Origin of the sequence: Chania multitudinisentens RB-25 (genome assembly GCF_000520015.2) — a bacterium.
Classification (GTDB): Bacteria; Pseudomonadota; Gammaproteobacteria; order Enterobacterales; family Enterobacteriaceae; genus Chania; species Chania multitudinisentens.
This window is the reverse complement of the sequence record NZ_CP007044.2, coordinates 1747969-1769899: the sequence shown is the minus strand read 5'-3', so window position 1 is coordinate 1769899 and position 21931 is coordinate 1747969. Positions and strand designations below refer to the sequence as shown.

Annotated in this window: 18 protein-coding genes; 9 read left to right on the top strand and 9 right to left on the bottom strand. The window is 53.6% G+C overall.

All coding sequences use genetic code 11. The annotated features are described in order from the left end of the window. Nucleotides 1-30 precede the first annotated feature (30 nt). The 3 genes from ahr (at nt 31) to Z042_RS07835 (ending at nt 2645) form a co-directional block, all read left to right on the top strand. A complete protein-coding gene (gene ahr, locus Z042_RS07845; protein WP_024911295.1) occupies nt 31-1077 on the top strand; it encodes an NADPH-dependent aldehyde reductase Ahr in 1047 nt (348 codons plus the stop codon). Nucleotides 1078-1110: 33 nt separating this feature from the next. Beyond that, nucleotides 1111-1926, top strand: a complete 816-nt coding sequence (gene dkgA / locus Z042_RS07840) for a 2,5-didehydrogluconate reductase DkgA (protein WP_024911294.1) — start codon at nt 1111-1113, stop codon at nt 1924-1926. Between the two features lie 110 nt (nt 1927-2036). After that, nucleotides 2037-2645, top strand: coding sequence for a transglycosylase SLT domain-containing protein (locus tag Z042_RS07835; RefSeq protein WP_024911293.1), 609 nt, complete (start codon nt 2037-2039; stop codon nt 2643-2645). 53 nt (nt 2646-2698) lie between these two features. Here Z042_RS07835 and Z042_RS07830 read toward each other — a convergent pair whose 3' ends face one another. Next, complete coding sequence (locus Z042_RS07830) at nt 2699-4867, bottom strand: YgiQ family radical SAM protein (protein ID WP_024911292.1); 2169 nt, start codon at nt 4865-4867, stop codon at nt 2699-2701. Between the two features lie 88 nt (nt 4868-4955). After that, nucleotides 4956-5693, bottom strand: coding sequence for a GntR family transcriptional regulator (locus Z042_RS07825; RefSeq protein WP_024911291.1), 738 nt, complete (start codon nt 5691-5693; stop codon nt 4956-4958). A gap of 216 nt (nt 5694-5909) precedes the next feature. On the opposite strand from Z042_RS07825, the gene Z042_RS07820 reads away from it, so the two are divergent. From Z042_RS07820 to Z042_RS07810, 3 genes are read left to right on the top strand one after another with little or no spacing between them, the layout of a single operon-like run. Next, complete coding sequence (locus Z042_RS07820) at nt 5910-6926, top strand: ADP-ribosylglycohydrolase family protein (protein WP_024911290.1); 1017 nt, start codon at nt 5910-5912, stop codon at nt 6924-6926. Between the two features lie 7 nt (nt 6927-6933). Continuing rightward, the gene (locus tag Z042_RS07815; RefSeq protein ID WP_024911289.1) at nt 6934-8331 is read left to right on the top strand and encodes a purine-cytosine permease family protein; all 1398 of its coding nucleotides are present in this window, start codon (nt 6934-6936) and stop codon (nt 8329-8331) included. Further along, a complete protein-coding gene (locus Z042_RS07810) occupies nt 8328-9257 on the top strand; it encodes a PfkB family carbohydrate kinase (protein WP_024911288.1) in 930 nt (309 codons plus the stop codon). Before Z042_RS07815 ends, Z042_RS07810 begins: the two co-directional genes overlap by 4 nt. 35 nt (nt 9258-9292) lie before the next feature. Here Z042_RS07810 and Z042_RS07805 read toward each other — a convergent pair whose 3' ends face one another. Both Z042_RS07805 and xapA read right to left on the bottom strand, forming a co-directional pair. Next, nucleotides 9293-10552, bottom strand: a complete 1260-nt coding sequence (locus Z042_RS07805) for a nucleoside permease (protein ID WP_024911287.1) — start codon at nt 10550-10552, stop codon at nt 9293-9295. Nucleotides 10553-10700: 148 nt separating this feature from the next. Next, nucleotides 10701-11522, bottom strand: coding sequence for a xanthosine phosphorylase (gene xapA / locus Z042_RS07800; protein WP_024911286.1), 822 nt, complete (start codon nt 11520-11522; stop codon nt 10701-10703). 128 nt (nt 11523-11650) lie between these two features. Here xapA and Z042_RS07795 point away from each other — a divergent pair, with 128 nt between their 5' ends. Next, nucleotides 11651-12565, top strand: coding sequence for a LysR family transcriptional regulator (locus Z042_RS07795; protein WP_037406036.1), 915 nt, complete (start codon nt 11651-11653; stop codon nt 12563-12565). On the opposite strand, the gene ftsP is transcribed toward Z042_RS07795, so the two are convergent. From ftsP to parC, 3 genes are all read right to left on the bottom strand, one after another. After that, the gene (gene ftsP / locus Z042_RS07790; RefSeq protein ID WP_024911284.1) at nt 12562-13977 is read right to left on the bottom strand and encodes a cell division protein FtsP; all 1416 of its coding nucleotides are present in this window, start codon (nt 13975-13977) and stop codon (nt 12562-12564) included. The genes Z042_RS07795 and ftsP overlap by 4 nt on opposite strands. A 169-nt stretch (nt 13978-14146) precedes the next feature. Continuing rightward, on the bottom strand, nt 14147-14881 hold the full coding sequence (locus tag Z042_RS07785; protein ID WP_024911283.1) for a 1-acylglycerol-3-phosphate O-acyltransferase: 735 nt from the start codon (nt 14879-14881) through the stop codon (nt 14147-14149). 216 nt (nt 14882-15097) lie between these two features. Next, nucleotides 15098-17371: a DNA topoisomerase IV subunit A gene (gene parC / locus Z042_RS07780; protein WP_024911282.1), complete on the bottom strand. Its 2274-nt coding sequence runs from the start codon at nt 17369-17371 to the stop codon at nt 15098-15100. A 402-nt stretch (nt 17372-17773) separates the two neighbouring features. Between parC and Z042_RS07775 the strand changes: the two genes are divergently transcribed. Beyond that, nucleotides 17774-18163 carry an SHOCT domain-containing protein gene (locus tag Z042_RS07775; protein WP_024911281.1) on the top strand — a complete coding sequence of 130 codons (390 nt, stop codon included), beginning with the start codon at nt 17774-17776 and terminating at the stop codon, nt 18161-18163. Between the two features lie 237 nt (nt 18164-18400). After that, nucleotides 18401-18982: an NAD(P)H-dependent oxidoreductase gene (locus Z042_RS07770; protein ID WP_024911280.1), complete on the top strand. Its 582-nt coding sequence runs from the start codon at nt 18401-18403 to the stop codon at nt 18980-18982. Between the two features lie 29 nt (nt 18983-19011). Here Z042_RS07770 and Z042_RS07765 read toward each other — a convergent pair whose 3' ends face one another. Together Z042_RS07765 and parE are read right to left on the bottom strand one after the other, a co-directional pair. Then, nucleotides 19012-19908, bottom strand: a complete 897-nt coding sequence (locus Z042_RS07765; protein WP_024911279.1) for a LysR substrate-binding domain-containing protein — start codon at nt 19906-19908, stop codon at nt 19012-19014. Nucleotides 19909-19979: 71 nt separating this feature from the next. Continuing rightward, nucleotides 19980-21875: a DNA topoisomerase IV subunit B gene (parE, locus tag Z042_RS07760; protein WP_024911278.1), complete on the bottom strand. Its 1896-nt coding sequence runs from the start codon at nt 21873-21875 to the stop codon at nt 19980-19982. Nucleotides 21876-21931 lie beyond the last annotated feature (56 nt).

Below are 21931 nucleotides of genomic sequence, written 5' to 3'. Positions count from 1 at the left end.
AATCGTCTCGTTAACCAATGGGAGAATATGATGGCGAACCAATCCAGCACTTTTTCTGACAATACCATTCATGGCTGGGCTTCAACCGGCCAAGGAAAGCCTCTCGAGCCGTTCAGTTTCAACGCCGGAGAGTTGGGCGATGATGAAATCGACGTTGCGATCGACTATTGCGGCGTCTGCCACTCTGATTTATCCATGCTGAAAAATGAATGGGGTATCACCCGCTATCCGTTCGTTCCGGGCCATGAAGTGGTTGGCAGAGTAGTCAAGCTCGGTACTCATGCACAAAACAAAGGGCTGAAAATCGGCCAGATAGTGGGCGTTGGCTGGAACCGCGGCAGTTGTATGCACTGCCACCCCTGTATGTCTGGCGATCAACATTTGTGTCATGAAGTACAGCCTACCATCATTGGTCGTCACGGTGGTTTTGCCGATCGTATCCGTAGCCATTGGGCCTGGGCTATTCCACTGCCGGAAGGGATTGATGTCACCAGCGCCGGGCCGCTGTTCTGCGGAGGGATCACGGTTTTCAACCCTTTGCTGCAATACGATATACGTCCGACTCAGCGTGTCGGCGTGGTGGGTATCGGCGGTTTGGGGCATATGGCAATCCGCTTTATGCACGCCTGGGGCTGTGAAGTCACTGCCTTTACTTCGTCTAACAGCAAGCGTGACGAAGCACTGGCACTGGGAGCACATCGCGTCGTCGCCAGTAATGACAATACGGCGCTACAGGCGATTGCCAACCAGCTCGATTTTATTCTGGTCACGGCCAGCGCTTCGCTGGATTGGAGCGCCTTCCTCGATACGCTGGCACCAAAAGGCCGCCTGCACTTCGTCGGTGCAGTGCCCGATCCGGTACCAGTGCAGGTGTTTGCGTTTATCAGCAAACAGGCGGAGCTTTCCGCGTCCCCAACCGGTGCACCTTCGCGGTTGGCGGATATGTTGGCGTTCTGCGCCCGGCACGGCATTGAACCGCAAGTGGAACATTTTCCACTCAGTAAGGTGAACGATGCGATGGCACATCTGGAAGCGGGCAAAACGCGCTATCGTATCGTTTTAGACATGCACGCTTAGTTAACCTGGAAATTGTCATTAAGGAGATAGCACATGCAACCTATCATCAAACTCCACGATGGCCGCCTGATGCCGCAACTGGGTCTCGGCGTTTGGCAGGCCACCATTGAAGAAACCACTCATGCTGTCGCCAAGGCGCTGGAGGTGGGTTATCGTTCCATTGATACTGCTGCGATCTACAAAAACGAGGAAGGGGTGGGTAACGCACTGCAATCCACCGCGATCCCGCGCAGCGAACTGTTTATCACCACCAAACTGTGGAATGACGATCAGGGTAACCCTCAGGCCGCGCTGGAAACCAGCCTGAAAAAGTTGCGGCTGGATTATGTCGATCTGTATCTGATCCACTGGCCAACACCGGCACAGGATCAGTATGTCGCTGCCTGGCGCGGTTTGATCAAACTGCGTGAGCAAGGGCTGGCAAAAAGCATCGGGGTATGTAACTTCCACACGCCTCACCTACAACGCCTGTTGGACGAAACCAATACTGCACCGGTGATCAATCAGATCGAACTGCACCCGATGCTGCAACAGCGCCAGCTACGTGCCTGGAACGCTACGCATCAGATCGCCACTGAGTCTTGGAGCCCATTGGCACAAGGCGGTGAAGGTGTTTTCGATCAGGCCATCATCAAGCGATTGGCAGAAAAGTACGGCAAGACCCCGGCGCAGATCGTGGTGCGCTGGCATCTGGACAGCGGGCTGATCGTGATCCCGAAATCGGTCACGCCAGCACGTATTCGCGAAAACTTTGAGGTATTTGATTTCAAAATGGATAAAGACGAACTGAACGAGATTACCAAACTGGATATCGGTAACCGTTTGGGGCCGGATCCAGAGTCGATGTAATCTCCAGGGCCGATATATCGTCGGCCCTTATTCTAACCGCAGCCTATGCCCAATCACTTTTATTCCGCTACAATCAGGCTATCTCATCGTTCACCATCACAAGGAGCACCATGAAACTCTCTCTCTTGGTTCGGTTTCGCCTGAGCATGGTGTGCCTTATGCTACTGCTGGCAGGTTGTGCAGATAACAAACCCCATAACAACTACGGCTACGAACCCCGTTCTTACCAAAGCGCAATTGAAGATGCGGCGGGTCAATACGGTATCGACAAAAAGCTCATCACCGCAATGATTCAGGTGGAATCAAGCTTTAACCCCAATGCAGTCAGTAAATCCAATGCCATCGGCCTGATGCAGCTCAAGGCCGGTAGCGCCGGCTGTGATGCCTACCGCTTTAAAGGCAAAAGTGGCTGCCCAGACGACAACCAACTGCGCGATCCAGAAATCAACATCGACCTCGGTACCGCTTATTTGGCCTCACTGCAACGGCAACTCGGCGGGATCGATAATCCGGTCACCTTACGCTATGCCACCGAAGTGGCCTATGCCAATGGCGCCGGTGCTCTGCTGCGTACTTTCTCCAGCGATCGCCAGAAAGCCATCAGCATGATCAACAATCTGTCACCAGCCGCGTTTCACTGGCACGTGCGCCAACACCACCCTTCACCGCAGGCGCCACGTTACATGGCCAAGGTCGAAGCAGCGTATAGCCAGTTGTAAAATGCCAGCATAAAAAAGAGGAGCCATTGGCTCCCCCTGCTTCAAACTGAATCTTACGCTTTGCCGCTGCGCAGCGGTTTGCGCGCCGGTGGTTTATTCGACGGCGTGCGCTGGCGGGTGATATCGGTATGTTTGGTCAACGCCGGGCGAGTACGGCGCTGTAGGCGCTTAGCCTCACGCTGTTCGTCAATGCTTGGCGCAGGCACCAGGCATTCACGCCGGCTGCCAATCAGATGTTTCATCCCCATTTCTTCCAAGGCACTGCGGATCAGCGGCCAGTTGGCCGGATCGTGGTAACGCAGCAGTGCTTTATGCAGGCGGCGCTGGCGCTCACCGCGCGGGATATAGACGTCTTCACTCTTGTAACCCACCTTGCCCAAGGGGTTTTTACCGCTGTAATACATAGTGGTGGAGTTAGCCATCGGCGAAGGATAGAAGTTCTGCACCTGATCGAGGCGGAAACGGTGCTTCTTCAGCCACAATGCCATATTCACCATATCCTCATCCTGAGTACCTGGGTGTGCAGAGATGAAGTAAGGGATCAGATACTGCTCTTTACCCGCCTGCTTGGAATACTGATCGAACAGTTGTTTGAAGCGATCATAGCTGCCCATACCCGGCTTCATCATCTTCGACAACGGCCCTTCTTCGGTATGTTCCGGGGCAATTTTCAGGTAACCGCCCACGTGGTGGCTCGCCAATTCCTTGATATAGCGCGGATCTTCCACCGCCAGATCGTAACGCACGCCAGAAGCAATCAGGATCTTCTTGATACCCGTCAGTTCACGGGCACGGCGATAGAGCTTGATGGTCGGTTCGTGGTTGGTATCCATGTAAGTACAGATTTCTGGATAGACACAGGACGCACGGCGGCAGGTCTGCTCCGCACGCGGATTGGTGCAGCGCAGCATATACATGTTGGCAGTGGGGCCACCTAGATCGGAAATCACCCCGGTGAAACCCGGCACTTTGTCGCGGATCTCCTCGATTTCACGAACAATCGAATCCTCTGAGCGGCTCTGGATGATGCGCCCTTCATGCTCGGTGATCGAACAGAACGAACAGCCGCCGTAGCAACCGCGCATGATGTTTACCGAGAAACGGATCATGTCATAGGCCGGAATACGGGCTTCGCCATAGGCCGGATGCGGAATACGCTGATAGGGCAGGCCAAAAACGCTGTCCATTTCTGGCGTGGTCAGCGGGATCGCCGGTGGGTTGATCCACACATAGCGATCGCCATGCTTTTGCATTAACGCCCGGGCGCAACCAGGGTTGGTTTCATGGTGCAGAATACGCGAGGCGTGGGCATACAGCACTTTGTCCGCCTTCACCTTCTCAAAAGAAGGCAGCAGCACATAGGTTTTTTCCCAGGGTTTCGGCTTGGCGGCGCGCACGGTAACCGGTTTGGCTTCCGGCACCGGCTGGCTGCCGTCGGCACAAGGCAATTCTTCGCCGTAGGGGTTCGGGATCGGCTCAATGCGGCCCGGTTTATCCAGCCGGGTGGAATCGACCCCGCTCCAGCCCGGTAACGGCTGCTTGCGCATCACAGCGGTGTTGCGGATATCATGAATATCCTGAATTTTTTCACCCGCAGCCAGACGGTGCGCCAACTCCACTAACGGGCGTTCACCGTTGCCGTAAATCAGGATATCGGCCTTGGAATCCACCAAGACTGAACGGCGCACGGTATCCGACCAGTAGTCATAGTGCGCAATACGGCGCAGGCTGGCTTCGATACCGCCTAAAACGATGGGCACTTCTTTATAAGCTTCTTTACAACGTTGGCTGTACACCAGCGTGGCGCGATCCGGGCGTTTGCCCCCCTCATTGCCCGCCGTATAAGCGTCGTCATGGCGCAATTTACGATCGGCGGTGTAGCGGTTGATCATCGAATCCATGTTGCCAGCAGTAATGCCAAAGAACAGGTTCGGTTTACCCAGGCGCATAAAATCGTCTTTATTGCTCCAGTCCGGTTGAGCAATGATCCCCACGCGGAAACCCTGTGCTTCCAGCATGCGGCCAATAATCGCCATACCAAAACTGGGATGATCAACATAAGCATCACCGCTGATAATGATCACATCGCAACTGTCCCAACCCAGTTGGTCCATTTCTTCGCGCGACATGGGCAAAAACGGCGCAGGGCCAAAACATTCAGCCCAATAAGGCTTATAAGAGAACAGTTCACGTTCAGGTTGGATCAGGCTGGTGGTGCTCATTACGGATACTCTTGTGCAGGTTAATTTATCGCCGGGCGGCGATTATACGCACTCGTTGCCAAAAGAGCATGGTTATTTCTCAGATTACTCAGCTATTGACTTCAAACTCGTACACATCGCTGCGGCACAGGGTTTCGCTAAACTCCAGTACCTCGCCCTTGGCATTGCGGCTGGTCTGAACAATCCGCAATAACGGCATGCCGCTTTGCACATTGAGCAGGCTGGCAATCTCCTCACTGCTGGCAACCGCCGTCAACAGGAAATGCCGCCCTTCTGGCACAATACCGCGCGACTGCCACAGGGCATAAAGTGAATGTTCCAGTAATTCCGGGTCGGGTAGAAAATGCGGTGGAATATAGGTGGTCTCCAGTGAAACCGGATTTCCATCCACCAACCGCAGACGGCGCAGCTTGACCACCATACTGTGGCTATTCTCCATTTCCAACGCTTTCGCGACGTGGGCTGGAGCAATCATACGGGTACGCAACAGCCATTGATTACTGACATTGCTACCATTACGCAACAGCTGAGCGGTAAAACCATGATCCTGGTTGAGGGAATAACCAATATGCATCGCAACGCGTGTACCAATGCCCTGCTGACGTGAAATCAGCCCTTTTTCCTCCAACAATTTCATTGCCTTGCTGACCGTGACCCGCGACACATCCAACCTGTCGGCAATTAAGCGTTCCGGCGGCAGAAAATCCCCAACGGCCAATACATGCTGTTTAATCGCCATTTCAACCGTCGTGGCCAGTTGAATATAACGTGGTGCCGCCACAGCCTGTAAAAATTGTTCACTTAGCCAGGTAATAAAATCATTCATTGAACCCGCCTCTGATCTCTGTATTCTCCCCAAACTCTGCTTTTATCATATTTAACAGGTGCAGAATAACAACACTGCTCAGATTTATATTGATTGGAATTGGATTGGAATCACATTTTTTATTTAATGGACTATAATTGGATTTATTTCAGCACGAATGTCGCGATCGATATCTTTTATACTCAAATGTACTCACACAAGAGAATACCCCATTAAATGATAATTAAAAAACACACATATACTGCCATCCTTGGCACGCTTTATGGGCAAGCGGTAGGGGATGCAATGGGGATGCCGTCTGAACTGTGGCCTTTGCAGCAGGTTCGCCATTATTTTGGTTGGATCAACGATTTCCTGCCCGGCCCGGCAGAGAATATCGCTGCCAACGAATTTCTCGCCGCGGAATACACTGATGATACCCAACAGGCTGTTGCGCTGATGGAGGCTCTGCTGGCCGCCAATGGCCGCATTGAGCCGGAACGCATCGCTCATCACATCCTGTTGTGGGCGGAACGCGTTAACGCTTTTGATAAAAACATTCTTGGCCCCACCTCCAAAGCCGCGTTGCTGGCAGTGCGTGCCGGTACGCCAATCATGGAGATCCCGGCTAATGGTGTGACTAACGGGGCAGCGATGCGGATAGCTCCCCTGGGTTGCCTGCTGCCAAGTACCGATCTGCCTGGGTTTATTGATGCGGTCAGGCTGGCATGCAGCCCGACGCACAAATCAGATATCGCCGTGGCCGGCGCCTTTACCATCGCCTGGGCAATCAGCCGCGCCATTGAAGGCGCAGACTGGGCCACCATCAAACAAGAGTTGCCTGTCAGAGTGGAACAGGTACAGCAGCAACACATTACCACTTTCAGCCCATCACTCAGCCGCCGTTTGGTTTGGGCGTTAGAATATGTTAATAAAGTCAATACACTACAAGATGCCGACGCGCTGGCAGAGTTGTATCACACCCTCGGCGCCGGGATGGACAATATCGAATCCATTCCAATGACCTTGGCATTGGTTGAACTGGCGGGTACCGACCCACAACGTTGTGCCGTGCTAGCCGCTAATCTGGGTGGCGATACCGATACCATCGGAGCCATGGCAACGGCAATTTGCGGCGCATTGCACGGAATTGGCGCTTTCCCGCCGGAATGGATTGACAGGATCAACCGCGCCAATCTGATTGATTTTCAGCCTTACGCAGAGGCTCTCACCAGGCTGCGCAACCAGGGATAAACACATTATGAGTGAAATCAACCGCAGTGAGACATGGAAAGTAGAAAGCACGGGGATTGATCGCGTGCCAGAGGCCGAGCAAACCGCTAAACCTATCGAACTGTTCTGGGTATGGTCAGCCGCCAATATTGGCATTCTTGGTGTGGTTTACGGGGCAGTGATCGTCGCCTTTGGTCTGTCGTTTATTCAGTCGATCCTAGCCGCTCTGGCCGGTGTCGCCAGCTTTATTCTGGTGGGTTACACCAGCTTCGCGGGTAAACGTGGCCGCACATCAACCCTGACGTTATCGCGGGTGATCTTTGGCCTGCAAGGCAACATTGCGCCCACCACTTTCAGTTGGATTAACCTGATGGGCTGGGAAGCGGTGAACGTGATTACCGGCACCCTGACGCTGGCGGCTCTATTCCAGGCCACGGGCATGAGTGCCAGCCATGCCCTCACCGCCTTCAGCCTGTTGCTGTTCGGCGGTTTGACCATTGTGGTCAGCCTGCTGGGCCAGAACACCGTGGTGTGGATGCAAAGCTGGTTCAGCCGGATTTTCGGTACTATGACGCTGATTGTGGTGCTGTATATCGTTTTCACCACCGAGTGGGGCAAAGTGCTGTCGCTGCCCTCCGGCAGCTGGCTGACCAGCTTTCTGCCCGCGGTTTCTGTGATTGCCGCCGGAACGGGCATCAGTTGGGCCATCGCCGGAGCGGATTACAGCCGCTACCAGAGCCCGCAGTCTTCGGATAAAAGCATATTTGCCGCCGTGGTGGGAGGAGCCTGCCTGCCGCTGATGCTGTTGATGTTCACCGGGATCCTGCTTTCGGTACAACTGCCGGATCTGGCCAGTTCCGCCAACCCGATTGCGCTAATTGGTTCAGTACTGCCAACCTGGATGGCTATCCCTTATCTGCTGGCCGCCACCGCCGGGATTGTCACTATCGCAGTGCTCAGCCTCTATTCTGCCAGCCTGAATCTGCTGACGCTGGGGGTGAAGGTGAAACAGCCGCTGGCGGTATCTATCGATGCGTTACTGGTGCTCGGCATTGCCATCTACGTGCTGTTTATTTCTGAAGACTTCCTGGGGCCATTCATCTCCTTCCTGGTGTTTTGCGGCGTTTTCCTGTCTGCCTGGGCCGCAATTTTCATCCTCGACTACGTCAAACTGCGCCGCCACCATGGTTACGATGCCAATGCCCTCTACGGCCTGCATGGTCAGAATCGCGGAGTGCGTAAAGTTCCCCTGTTTTGCTGGTTCCTGGGTGCCTTGTGCGGACTGCTGGTAACCAAAACCGGCTTTATCGACGGCCCGTTGGCAAAAGGCCTGTTTGCCGATTCCAGCCTGGGGTTATTCGTCTCCTTCCTGATCAGCCTGGCAGGTTACGGCCTGTATCTCACTAGCCGTGGAGAGCGCCAATGAGTGAGTTCTTACCTACGAAACCTATTCTGGTGCTGGGGGGAGCAGTAGGTGATGTGGTGCTCACGCTGCCACACCTGCCACGCAGCGGTGAAGATATTGAAGGTATACCACAGGGGCGGCAGATTGGCGGCTGCGCCTTTAACGTGGCGCGTGCACTGCGCCGCCTGAATGTTCCGGTCATCAACGGCATGCCGGTTGGTAACGGTGATTGGGGGATGGCTATTGAAAGTGCGATGCAGGAGTTGGCTCTGCCAGTGCTGCTGCGCCACAGCCAGATGGATAACGGCTGGTGTCTGGCCTTGGTGGAACCCAACGGTGAACGCACGTTTATCACCATGACCGGTTGTGAAGCACAATGGAATAAAGCCCAGTTGGCGACCCTGCCGCTGGAGCCAGCTACCATCGTTTATGCCAACGGTTACGAACTGGCCGGAGAAACGGGGGCCGCATTACGCGACTGGCTGACACGCCTGCCGTTCGATCAATGGCGGCTGATCGACCCTGGCCCACGCGTCGGCCAATTGAGCGCCGACTTCTTCGCTATGCTTAGCGATAGCCATACCCTGCTCACCCTGAATCGTGACGAAGTGGCAGCTTTATGTGGCGCTGGTGATGCGGTCAACGCTGCCCAACGTTTTGCCAACGCACATAACATTACCTTGATCTGCCGCCTGGATCGTGACGGAGCCTGGATTTGCGACGGCCAGCAGCCGCCGCAGCATATTCCGGTCTATCCGGTTGAGGTGATCGATACCATCGGTGCCGGCGACGCCCACTGCGCCGGTTTACTGGCCGGGCTATCTGCCGGTTGGTCACTGCCACACGCGGTCGATCTCGCCAACCGTGTCGCGGCCTGCGTGGTCGCCAGCCGGGGAGCGGCAGGGGCACCAGACTGGCAACAGCTACAACAGCGGTTCCCTGCCTGATGCTACAGGGGTTGAATTCAGCCCCTGTATTCCTCCTAATGAGCCTTTTGCATTTCCCCGACAGCCTGTTCCGGCCGGTGCTGATAGCTGAACGTCAACGCGAAGATAATCCCCAGCAGTAGCGTATAGGCCGAAAATACCAACCAGATGCTTTGCCAGTCTTTCACCCCGTCTTGGGTAAAGAAGTCCACCACTTCACCACTGACAATCGCCCCAACGTAGGCACCCACCCCATTGACCATGCTCATAAACAGCCCTTGCGCACTGGCACGAATGCGGTGGTCAGCTTCTTTCTCCACGAAAATTGCACCGGAAATATTAAAGAAATCGAATGCACAACCGTAAACAATCATCGAAAGCAGCAAAAGCACAAAACCAAAACCGGCGGGTGTGCCGTAAGCCAGGAATAGGAAACGCAGTGTCCAGGCGGCCATGCTGATCAGCATCACCTGTTTGATGCCGTATTTACGCAGAAAAAATGGAATAGTGAGGATGAAAAATACTTCAGAAATTTGCGACAAAGAAAGCAACACCGAAGGATAGCGCACGCTGAAACTATCCTGATACTGCGGGTTGAGTGCAAAATCATGCAGGAATGGGTTGCCGAAGGTATTGGTGATTTGCAGTGCCGCCCCCAGCAGCATGGCAAACAGGAAAAAGATTGCCATACGCTTCTGCTTGAACAGCACGAAGGCATCCAACCCCAGTATGCTGACCCAGCTTTGCGAGCGCTTCACGTTGTTGGTTGGGCAATGGGGCAAGGTCAGGGAATACACGGCCAACACCAATGACACCGCCGCCGCCAGATACAACTGCATATTGCTTAATTCAATTTTACCGAAGCTGATCAACCACATCGCCACAATAAAACCGACCGTCCCGTAAACCCGCACCGGTGGAAAATCTTTTACCGTATCGTAACCGTGCTTTTCCAGGCAGAAGTAAGAAATGGCGTTAGAAAGCGCGATAGTCGGCATATAAACCATAGCGTTGAACAGCATCACCCAGAACATCACCATCGGCTGCTCAACCTGCGCTGCACAGTACAGCGCCACTGCGCCAAGTAAATGACACAAACCATAGAGATAATTGGCCTTGATCCAGCGATCGGCGATGATCCCCGCCAAACTCGGCATAATCAATGCAGCAATCCCCTTCGAACTGTAAACCATCCCCACCTGTACCCCGCTGAAATGCAGGGTGTTGATCATGTAAGAGCCTAAGGTTACCAACCAAGCACCCCAGATAAAAAACTGGAGGAAAACCATCACCTTCAATCGTGTTTTTATTGCCATTGCCATCACCTTGTTATTCTGATTAAAACGATGATTTATACCTTCCACTTTTCAAGCGAAAACGTTATTAGCAACCGCTTAAAAGGTATATTGGTATACGTAGCAAAACGGGGGTTTTGCTACGGGGCATTACGATAAAAAATAATATTTACAATGAGTTAAAAAACTCGCGGATCAGATGCATAAAATCACCCGCCGCCAGCGCGGCACAGCTCAGCGTCTGTTCATGGGAAAGCGGCGTATCTGACAATCCTTCGGCATAGTTGGTCATCGCCGATACCGCCAGTACTTTCAAACCACAATGGCGGGCGGAAAGCACTTCCGGCACAATCGACATCCCCACTACATCACAGCCCAAGGTCTGCATCATGCGAATTTCTGCCGGTGTTTCAAAATTCGGGCCAGTATAAGCCGCAAATACCCCTTCGGCTAACGGCACCCCGGCCTTTTCAGCCACTTGTGCCAGTTGCGCACGCAAGTCACGATCGTAGGCATTGGCCAAACTAAAGAAACGCGGGCCGAAGCGATCGTCGTTGCTGCCAACCAAGGGGGATTCCGGCATAAAATTGATGTGGTCGGTCAAGGCCACCAGGCTCCCCGGTGGCACTGACTTGCGCAGCGACCCTGCGGCATTGGTCGCCAGCAAAAATTCACAACCTAACAATTTGAAGGTACGTACCGCAGTCGTCATCACCTGCATGCCACGCCCTTCATAGAAATGCCCGCGCCCTTTCATGCATAATACCGGCACACCTTCCAGCCAACCGGCCACCAGTTGCCCGGCATGACCTGCCACACTGCTTACCGGGAACCCCGGTAATTCGGTATAATCGAAGGTTACGGTATCCGCCATCACCTCAGCCAGCGCTCCCAACCCGGAGCCCAGAATCAAGGCTGCGCGCGGCTGGAAACCCGGCAGCCTGGTGCGCAGAATATCGGCACAGGAAAAAGCATCTTCTTGATTAAACATAATCTTCTCTTCTCTGGATAGGTGAAATAATCTCATAGTAGAGAGCGTAGGATAGCGGCGGCCAATACATTCTTGCCCGCTGATTTATTCCATTTGCCTATAAATACGCCATAGGAAGGCCAGCGTTTATGAAACAGCTACTGCCCGATCCAAGCCGGATTAATTTCCGTTTGTTGCACTATTTTCGCGTTGTAGCAGAGGAGATGAATTTCACCCAGGCAGCACGACGGCTGAACATCTCACAGCCCCCGCTCAGTAAGCATATCAAGGAGCTGGAAAACCAGTTAGGCGTGGAGTTATTCAAACGCACCACCCGTTCCATAGCGCTGACGCTGGCTGGCCGCACGCTGTTTCATAATGTCGAAATACTGCTGGATCAAGCGAATAGCGCATTGAATCAGGTACAACAGTTAGGGAGGGGAGAAGCAGGCCATATGGTGATTGGCATGGTGGGAACATCAGTATGGGGCGGCCTGATCCCGGCGCTGAAACGTTTTGCTGCCCAAGCAGAACATGCCACCTGGGTGTTAAACGAACAAACGCCAAGCCAACAGATTATTTCACTGCAAAAACGGCATATCGATCTTGGCGTTTGGCGCGAGGCAAAACAACAAACGCTGCCTGGATTAGCTTGCCAACTCTTGGCACGGGAAAAACTCGCCGTGGTATTGCCAGTTTCGCATCCGCTGGCGGAAAGTGCAGCGATCCCACTCAAGGCGTTGCAGCATGACAGATTTATCGTGCTGCCGCCCAATGAGGCCAGCCTGGGGTTGTATCTTCACAACCTGTGTCTGCAACAGGGTTTTTCCCCAGACATTGCTCATCAGGTCAATGAACCACAAACGCTGATCGCAATGGTGGCAGAAGAATATGGTATTGCGCTGCTGCCAGACAGTTACGGGCGTATTCCATGGCCCGGCGTGCGTTTCTGCCCGCTAGAGGCGGCCCCCTCGGCCGATCTGTATGTGATCTATCACGCCGACAGCGCGACACCGATAGTGCACACCTTCCTGAAAATGTTACGAGCGACCAATGCCGTTTAAGACGCTGCCTGCACCACAAACTGGCCGGTAGAACCACGATCGGCCATTTCCAGCGTCTGGCTGTAGAACAGGAACGGGAAATGTTCTGACGCAATCTGGTTGAAATAAACCAGCAATTCAACATCGCCATCGACCCAAACGGTATCCTTCCAACCACGGTCTTCTGCCATCGGCAAGGCTCCGTTGACACGTTTGATCAGGAACTGCACCCCTTGGATGTGGAACGCCTGTGGCATATCGGCGTGCAGCGTCCAGCGCTCCCAAGTCCCCTGTTTTGCTTGCACATCAATCCGATTCATATCCCAGATCACGCCGTTAATCCCAGCCACTTTATCGCCCAGCTGGAATTCGCGCGAACGGCTGGCGTTACCGTCCGGCAGAGGTTCTGCCAGCAAGCGCATCGGCAGATTGTCAGTCACCAGCGGTAGCAACCCCGTTGGCTTCAGCGTCAGCACCAGTGTGGACACCAATATGTTGGAAGGTTCAAACAGGCCACGTAAGCGATCCATTATATTCGCGGCTTCGCCTGCGGTAATGGAGACCTCTTCACCTTTCGACATATCAATAAGCACTTCACGGCGCTCACCCGGTGCCAGAGAAAGCTGTTGTACCGCAACGGGGGCTGGCAGAAAACCCTGATCGCCGGCGATCACATTCAGCGGCCGCCCATCGCTCAGTTGCAGCGAATAGCGCCGTGAGTTAGAAGCGTTCAGCAATCGCAGCCGCACCCAACCACGGGAGACGTCAATATAGGGGTTCTGCACACCGTTCACCAACAGTGTATCCCCCATAAATCCCCCTTGTGCTGGCGGATCATATTCAGGTGTGCCGAAGTTATCCAAGCGTTTGTCCTGAATGATCAGCGGAAAATCATCCACACCATAGTGGTTCGGCAACGGTAGGTTTTTGCTGTTCTCATCTTCAACCAGCCATAAGCCCGCCAAGCCGTTGTAGACATGCGGAGCCATCCGATTGGGGGTGTTCGCGTGATACCAACAGGTCGCCGCTGCCTGGCGGACAGGGATCACTGGTGACCAGTCAATATTCGGCGACATCATACGCGCGGCGCCCCCCATCAAGGTGCCTGGCACCTGTAGCCCACTGATCGTCATCGAAACAGGTTCAGTTAGACGATTACTGTAGATCAGTTTGACATCATCGCCGTTGTATACCTTCACCGTCGGCCCCAGGTATATGCCGTTAATCCCCCACACCGACGCTTTGCGGTTATTGATAAAAGCCCAGTGAGCACGTTGCAGGGTCAGAAAAAAGGGCTGCCCGCGGCGGGATTCCAGCAAAGGGGGAATGGGTAGAAGGGTTTGCGTTTTGCTCGCCTCAGCCCTCAGCGGCACCGTTCCAGCGCACAGCGCCAAGCCCGATGCCTGAATAAACTGACGTCGACTGAGTGACATACTTTCTCCATAAAAACCAAACTGTATTAAACACCCCGATTCCCACTCAAGAACCCAGCAACAACCAAGGCATAAACGGCACAGTGCCGTATCAAAACAACGCACTGTACCCGCTGGATTTCAAGCTATGGCCAAACGGCTCGCTTGAAAAACAACGGGGTGATTAATGTCATTTTTCGGCAGCTTCACGCTGGGCCACTTCGGCGTCCAACTGCACAATTTTTGTCTGCATCAACTCTTGGCAATAAGCCGCCAGCTCACGCACGCTTTCTTTGCTATATCCGCTGGTATCAACAGGTTCCAGCATCTCTATAATCACGTGGCCGTTGTTCCAGCGGTTAAGATTGATTTTCCCGCTGGTGGTGGAAACACAAATCGGCACAACCGGTACTCCCGCCGCAATTGCCGCGTGGAATGCGCCGGTTTTGAATGGCAGCAACCCACGGCCACGGCTACGCGTGCCTTCAGGGAACATCCAGACCGAGATATCTTTTTTCGCAAAAGCCTCAACCACCTGGGCGATAGTCCCATGCGCCTTGGCACGGTTATCCCGGTCAATCAACAGGTTGCCGGTCAGCCAATAAAGCTGACCAAAAAACGGAATCCACGCCAGGCTTTTTTTACCCACGGTGACAGTTCGCGGCTGCACAATGTTGGACACCGTGACCATATCGTAGTTGTTCTGATGATTGGCAATGTAGATGCATTTGCCGTTATTGACCGCACTGGCAGGTTTACGTAATTCAACCTTTAAGCCAAACACCGTTGACAAGCGGCCAAACAGATGGCCAAAAGTCGCGACATGGCGGGGGTTACGCGGGCTGAACAAGCAATAAATCGAACCGAAAACACAGACCAAAATACAATATATTATGACAATAATAGCGCGTAAAATCAATAACATAACAACCTCATTAGCACACTGCTGGCGCAACACTCTGTGTCCCTGCTGTTTTCACTATTTTCCTGCCAGCCGGCAACCGACACAATAAATTTACGCACCGAAAGTTAACTATTTGAAATATAACCTGCATTTTTTACGTTGCAAGGGGTTGGTTGTATGACTTGGCCCCTCCTTGGGCCTTGCCGCAGCTGGGCAGGCTGCGGCTCTATGAACAGCTTATTCTTCGCTATTGCCCGGCAGTATACGCTCCGGCAGATCCAGTTCAACCCGATCGATGCGTTGCAGGCCACGCGGCAACAAGGTGCCTTTACGGCCACGTTCGGCCCGGAATTTCTGCAAATCCTCTGGCCGCAGCGTAAGCTTGCGTTTGCCAACATGCAGGGTGATGGAAGTCTGTGGTGGCAGCACAAACAGCCAGACCAACTTGTCTTCACCGGATGCCGCCTGCGCCGACGCGATCGAAATAATCTTGTTGCCCTTGCCCTTCGACAACTGCGGCAGATCGGCCACTGGGAACATCAGCATACGGCCGGCAGCGGTAATCGACAGGAGCATATCATCATCGCTGTGGATCTCCATCGGCGGCAGCGATTTAGCATTATCCGGTAAGGTAATCATCACCTTACCGGCACGGTTGCGTGCCACCAGATCGTTGAAGGTGCAGACAAAACCGTAACCAGCGTCTGACGCCATCAGTAATTTTTGCTCATCGGCCGCCATCAACACCTGTTCGATCGTCGCGCCCGGCGGTGGCGTCAGCTTACCGGTCAGCGGTTCACCCTGCCCACGCGCAGAAGGCAGCGTCAAAGGATCGAGCGCATAACTGCGCCCAGTGGAGTCAATAAACACCACCGGCTGGTTACTTTTGCCACGTGCAGCGGCACGGAAACTGTCACCGGCTTTGTAGTTCAGCCCTGCGGGATCGATATCATGACCTTTTGCACTGCGCACCCAGCCCATTTCAGACAGCACGATGGTGACCGGCTCTGAAGGCACAAAGTCGTGCTCGCTCATCGCTTTGGCTTCTTCACGTTCCGTCAATGGCGAACGGCGATCGTCACCATAAGCCTGCGCATCAGCCTGAATCTCTTTCTTAATCAGCGTATTCAGCTTGCGCTCGGATGCCAGCAACGCTTGCAGGTGATCGCGCTCTTTCGCCAGTTCATCCTGTTCTGCGCGAATCTTCACTTCTTCCAACTTAGCCAAATGACGCAGTTTCAGCTCAAGGATCGCTTCCGCCTGCGTATCAGAGATGCCAAAACGCTGTATCAGCATCGGTTTCGGCTCATCTTCGCTGCGAATGATATGGATCACTTCATCGATATTGAGAAACGCGACCAGTAAGCCTTCCAGAATGTGCAGGCGTTTCAGCACTTTTTCCAAGCGGTAGTTCAGGCGGCGGCGCACCGTATCACGGCGGTAAACCAGCCATTCCGTCAGGATCTCCAGCAATCCTTTGACCTGCGGGCGGTTATCCAGGCCGATCATGTTCATGTTGATCCGGTAACTGCGCTCCAGATCGGTGGTGGCAAACAGGTGATTCATTACCTGTTCCAGATCGATACGGTTAGAGCGCGGTACGATCACCAGGCGAGTCGGGTTTTCATGGTCAGACTCATCGCGCAAATCTTCCACCATCGGCAACTTTTTGGCGCGCATCTGGCTGGCGATTTGCTCTAACACCTTGGCCCCGGAAACCTGATGCGGCAATGCGGTGATCACTGCGCTGCCATCTTCCTTTTTCCACACGGCGCGCATACGCACCGAACCACGGCCACTCTGGTAAATTTTGCGGATCTCGTCGCGCGGAGTGATGATTTCCGCTTCGGTCGGGAAATCGGGCCCTTGCACAAATGCCAACAGATCCTCAAGCGAAGCACCCGGCTGGTCGATCAACGCAATGGCGGCGGCGGCCACTTCACGCACGTTATGCGGCGGGATGTCGGTAGCCATACCCACGGCGATCCCCGTGGTGCCGTTGAGCAGAATATTCGGCAACCGCGCCGGTAACATCTTCGGTTCCTGTAGGGTGCCATCAAAGTTTGGCACCCAGTTGACCGTGCCCTGGCCCAGTTCACCCAGCAATACTTCGGCGTATTTCGACAGGCGCGATTCGGTATAACGCATCGCAGCGAAGGATTTCGGATCGTCCGGCGCGCCCCAGTTCCCCTGGCCGTCCACCAGCGGATAACGGTAAGAGAACGGCTGCGCCATCAGCACCATCGCTTCATAACAGGCGCTGTCGCCGTGCGGATGGTATTTACCCAGAACATCGCCCACGGTGCGGGCCGATTTTTTGAATTTAGCGCTGTTATTCAGCCCCAGTTCCGACATGGCATAGATAATACGGCGCTGCACTGGCTTTAAACCATCGCCAATATACGGCAACGCCCGATCCATGATGACGTACATGGAATAGTCCAGATAGGCTTTTTCAGTGAATGTGTGCAGCGGTAAACGCTCAACACCATCCTGAGTCAGTTCACTCATTACTCAGATATCCTCAGACGACTAAAGGGTCGATTCTGCCCGCGATAGTAACTCATCTTGCAGGTAGCTGTCACAGCTGGTGCATTGTTCAAGTTTTGTTGCATTGATGAAAGAACGCCAGCAAAAGCTGCGTTGCCTGTTTTTCCGGTGGCTGGCGCGATGGAGTAATCAAGCTGAGAACTACGCTTACAGGGGGGTAGCGTTAACGTTGGTGGCCCCGCTCCCATAGCCGTGTTTATTCACGAAACCTATCTGTTCGTAAAATGGGCACCATGCATCAACTCATTGAATACTTGACCTCTTCTTACCGCTCAACATGGAAAAACAGAGAATCGTGACCTATGCTTAGGTACTTGCACGCTGTTCTAGATAAAGATTTTACTTGGATCATAAGGAGCACTAATGACTTATCATTTACTCACCCTTTGGGATATCTTGGCCACGACATTTTCATTCTTCTTCCTTATTGCCTACTTGTTTATTTTGTTTCAGGTTGTCTCCGATCTGTTCCGCGATCACCAATTGAGCGGTTTTTATAAAGCCGTCTGGATTGTGTTCCTGCTGTTCATCCCACTGTTGACGTCTTTAGTCTATCTTATCGCTCGCGGTAAAGGCATGGCTGAGCGGCACCGTGCACAGGTACAAAAATCGGTCTCGGCCACCAATGAGTACATTCGTGAAGTAGCCGGTAAATCACCCGCCGAGCAGATTTCCGACGCCAAAAAACTGTTGGATGATGGCGTTATTACCGACGCTGAATATCAGCAGCTTAAAGCAAAAGCCCTGGCCTAACCCCGCAGAAAAACCCGCGACATGGATATATGGGTTCTGGTGTATCAATGCGCCAGAACCCATTGACCATTCTATGACCCCCGTGAATGATCCATTTTATGCAAAATCTGTTTATCACCGGGTATTTTTATTGACTTATAGTCAACACTGTTATGCACCGGGCCGCATTTTTTCATCGCACACAAAGAATTACACTCCGTTTCAGCAATTTCTAATTCTGATAGGGACCCTGTACTGATGAGCAACATTCTGATTATTAACGCCAAGAAACAATTCGGCCATTCCAAAGGCGAACTAAACCAAACCCTGAGTGACGTAGCGGAAAGTTTCCTGCGCGATGCCAAGCACGATGTGCAGGTGACCGTGGTCGATGAGGGCTACGATATCGAAGCCGAGATACAGAAATATCTGTGGGCAGACGCCGTGATCTACCAAATGCCAGGCTGGTGGATGGGGGAACCCTGGATACTGAAAAAATACATCGACGAAGTGTTCACCGCAGGCTACGGCAGCCTGTATGCCAGCGATGGCCGTACCCGTGCTGATGCGGCTAAAAAATACGGCTCCGGCGGCCTGATTCAGGGGAAAAAATATATGCTGAGCCTGACCTGGAACGCACCGCTACAAGCCTTTACCGATCCAGAGCAGTTCTTCCACGGCGTGGGCGTTGACGGCGTTTACCTGCACTTCCATAAGGCCAACCAGTTTCTGGGCATGGAAGCACTGCCGACCTTTATCTGTAATGACGTGATTAAACAACCGGATATCGCTGGCGATATTGCCCGTTATCGCGCACATCTGGGTGAGGTTTTTGCTTAAGTACTGCGGGGTTTTGACGCTTTACTGACCTACAATGTCTGCACATCAATATGCGCACTGACATAATCCAGAAAACAGGTGATCCGTGCAGCCAACTGAGTATTGCGGTAATACACTGCATTAATCGGTTGGCGCACATCTAACGTTTCTTCCGCCAATAGCGGAATCAACCGCCCTGCCCGCTGATCTTCACGCGTCATAAAATCGGCCAGTTGAACGATCCCTTCCCCGCGTAGCGCCAGCTGCCGCAGGGTTTCACCGCTGGAGGCCGACAGCGTTGGCGTAATGGCAAAACGCTCCGCCTGATTATTGCGCAGCGGCCATAGATTCAGAGATTCGGGTTGGGTAAACCCCAGTAAAGAATGCTGACTCAGTTCTTCTACGCTACATGGCGCGCCAAAGCGGGCAATATAGTCCGGGCTGGCGAGGATGCGTAACCGGCTCGCCCCCAGCAAGCGGGCGTGGATGGTGGAATCTCTCAATGCACCGATGCGAATAGCGATGTCGGTGCGTTTTTCCAACAGATCGATAACCAGATTATCGGTATTCAGCTCCAGTTCAATCTGTGGAAAATGTCGGCGAAACCCCGCCACCAGCGGCACGATCACGTGTTCCATAAACGGCGCAGCGGCGTTGACCCGTAGCCGACCCGCGGGGATCAAACGGCGCAGCGCCATCTGTTCCTCTGCGTTTTCCACCGAACTGATAATTTCACGCGCATGAGCAAGAAAAATTTGCCCCTCTTCAGTCAATTCCAGGCGGCGTGTCGTGCGGCGCAATAAGGTGGTATTGAGTTTCTTTTCCAGGCGGCTGAGCGCCCGACTGATGCCTGACGTGGTCTGGCCGAGTTGTTCAGCCGCAGAGGTGATTGAGCCGCTGTCTACAACCGAAGTAAAAGCCAGTAATTCTTCAAGGGTGATTTTCATGCGTTCCGCTCTAAATATCGGGTGCAACCCTGCTCAGCATAAAACAAGGGCCGGAACACCGGCCCCAAGCATCAGGCCGACAATTCAGCCATATCACCTTTGTCCTGCAACCAGTTGCGGCGGTCTTCCGAACGTTTTTTCGCCAGCAACATGTCCATCATCGCCATGGTTTGGTCAACATCCTCGTCATTAACGGTCAACTGCACCAGGCGGCGGGTATTGGGATCGAGCGTGGTTTCACGTAGCTGAAGCGGATTCATTTCACCTAATCCTTTGAAACGCTGTACGTTTGGCTTGCCTTTCTTGCGCTTCAACTGCTCCAGCACCCCCGCTTTCTCTTCCTCATCAAGGGCGTAATACACTTCTTTACCCAGATCGATACGGTAGAGCGGTGGCATCGCCACATACACATGCCCACCTTTGACCAACGCCCGGAAGTGGCGCACAAACAGCGCGCACAACAGCGTGGCAATATGCAGGCCATCAGAGTCAGCATCCGCTAGAATACAGATTTTGCCGTAACGCAGTTGGCTGAGATCTTCGCTATCCGGATCGATACCGATTGCCACTGAGATATCATGCACTTCCTGCGAGGCCAGCACTTCGTCGGAAGAGACTTCCCAAGTATTCAGGATCTTCCCTTTCAGCGGCATGATCGCCTGATACTCACGATCGCGCGCCTGTTTGGCCGAACCGCCCGCCGAATCCCCTTCCACCAGGAACAGTTCGGTCATGCTCAGATCCTGCGAAGTGCAGTCTGCCAACTTGCCAGGCAACGCCGGGCCGCTGGTCAGTTTTTTACGTACCACTTTCTTTGCCGCACGCAAGCGGCGCTGAGCACTGGAGATCGCCAACTCAGCCAGTTGTTCCGCCGCCTGCACGTTCTGGTTCAGCCACAGGCTGAAAGCATCTTTCACCACGCCGGAAACAAACGCCGCACACTGGCGTGAAGACAAGCGCTCTTTGGTCTGCCCGGCAAACTGCGGATCTTGCATTTTTACCGAAAGCACATAGGCACAGCGATCCCAGATATCTTCGGCGGAAAGCTTCACACCGCGTGGCAGGATATTGCGGAACTCACAGAACTCACGCATTGCATCCAGTAACCCCTGGCGCAAACCGTTAACATGCGTTCCCCCCTGCATGGTCGGGATCAGGTTGACGTAGCTCTCCGTCAGCAGTTCGCCCCCTTCCGGCAACCACAGCAATGCCCACTCCACCGCCTCAACATCGCCGGCAAAATTGCCGACAAACGCTTTTTCCGGCAGGGTAATCAGGCCATTCACCGCTTCCATCAGGTAATCGGTCAGTCCATCCAGGTAGCACCAACGCTGTTCGGTGTTGTTTACCTTGTCGATAAAGTAGATTTCAACGCCGGGGCATAGAACCGCTTTGGCTTTTAACAGGTGAGTAAGACGTGAAATCGAAAATCGTGGGCTGTCGAAGAATTGCTCATCCGGCCAGAAATGCACGCTGGTACCGGTATTGCGCTTACCGCAGGTGCCGGTGATCGCCAGTTCCTGCACTTTATCGCCATTCTCGAACGCAATGCTATGCACGTTACCGTCGCGGCGCACATTGACCTCGACGCGTTTCGACAAGGCATTCACCACCGAGATCCCGACCCCATGCAGGCCACCGGAGAATTGGTAGTTTTTATTCGAGAACTTGCCGCCGGCATGCAGGCGGCAAAGGATCAGCTCCACCGCGGGTACGCCTTCTTCCGGGTGGATATCCACGGGCATACCACGGCCATCATCAATCACTTCTAACGATTGATCGGCGTGCAGAATCACATCAATGCGCTTGGCATGGCCCGCCAACGCTTCATCGACGCTGTTATCAATCACCTCTTGGCCAAGGTGGTTTGGGCGCGTCGTATCGGTATACATACCGGGACGGCGGCGCACTGGTTCTAGACCGCTGAGTACTTCAATGGCATCAGCGTTATAGCTGGATTGAGTCATCGTTGATTATTTTTTCGTGGTTAGCGGAAGGTACTGGAGCCGTCTGTTCAGTATAC

Bases quoted from the DNA above. Each gene is read 5' to 3' on its own strand.
- ahr (WP_024911295.1), top strand. From the start codon at position 31: ATGGCGAACCAATCCAGCACTTTTTCTGACAATACCATTCATGGCTGG.
- dkgA (WP_024911294.1), top strand. From the start codon at position 1,111: ATGCAACCTATCATCAAACTCCACGATGGCCGCCTGATGCCGCAACTG.
- Z042_RS07835 (WP_024911293.1), top strand. From the start codon at position 2,037: ATGAAACTCTCTCTCTTGGTTCGGTTTCGCCTGAGCATGGTGTGCCTT.
- Z042_RS07830 (WP_024911292.1), bottom strand. From the start codon at position 4,867: ATGAGCACCACCAGCCTGATCCAACCTGAACGTGAACTGTTCTCTTAT.
- Z042_RS07825 (WP_024911291.1), bottom strand. From the start codon at position 5,693: ATGAATGATTTTATTACCTGGCTAAGTGAACAATTTTTACAGGCTGTG.
- Z042_RS07820 (WP_024911290.1), top strand. From the start codon at position 5,910: ATGATAATTAAAAAACACACATATACTGCCATCCTTGGCACGCTTTAT.
- Z042_RS07815 (WP_024911289.1), top strand. From the start codon at position 6,934: ATGAGTGAAATCAACCGCAGTGAGACATGGAAAGTAGAAAGCACGGGG.
- Z042_RS07810 (WP_024911288.1), top strand. From the start codon at position 8,328: ATGAGTGAGTTCTTACCTACGAAACCTATTCTGGTGCTGGGGGGAGCA.
- Z042_RS07805 (WP_024911287.1), bottom strand. From the start codon at position 10,552: ATGGCAATAAAAACACGATTGAAGGTGATGGTTTTCCTCCAGTTTTTT.
- xapA (WP_024911286.1), bottom strand. From the start codon at position 11,522: ATGTTTAATCAAGAAGATGCTTTTTCCTGTGCCGATATTCTGCGCACC.
- Z042_RS07795 (WP_037406036.1), top strand. From the start codon at position 11,651: ATGAAACAGCTACTGCCCGATCCAAGCCGGATTAATTTCCGTTTGTTG.
- ftsP (WP_024911284.1), bottom strand. From the start codon at position 13,977: ATGTCACTCAGTCGACGTCAGTTTATTCAGGCATCGGGCTTGGCGCTG.
- Z042_RS07785 (WP_024911283.1), bottom strand. From the start codon at position 14,881: ATGTTATTGATTTTACGCGCTATTATTGTCATAATATATTGTATTTTG.
- parC (WP_024911282.1), bottom strand. From the start codon at position 17,371: ATGAGTGAACTGACTCAGGATGGTGTTGAGCGTTTACCGCTGCACACA.
- Z042_RS07775 (WP_024911281.1), top strand. From the start codon at position 17,774: ATGACTTATCATTTACTCACCCTTTGGGATATCTTGGCCACGACATTT.
- Z042_RS07770 (WP_024911280.1), top strand. From the start codon at position 18,401: ATGAGCAACATTCTGATTATTAACGCCAAGAAACAATTCGGCCATTCC.
- Z042_RS07765 (WP_024911279.1), bottom strand. From the start codon at position 19,908: ATGAAAATCACCCTTGAAGAATTACTGGCTTTTACTTCGGTTGTAGAC.
- parE (WP_024911278.1), bottom strand. From the start codon at position 21,875: ATGACTCAATCCAGCTATAACGCTGATGCCATTGAAGTACTCAGCGGT.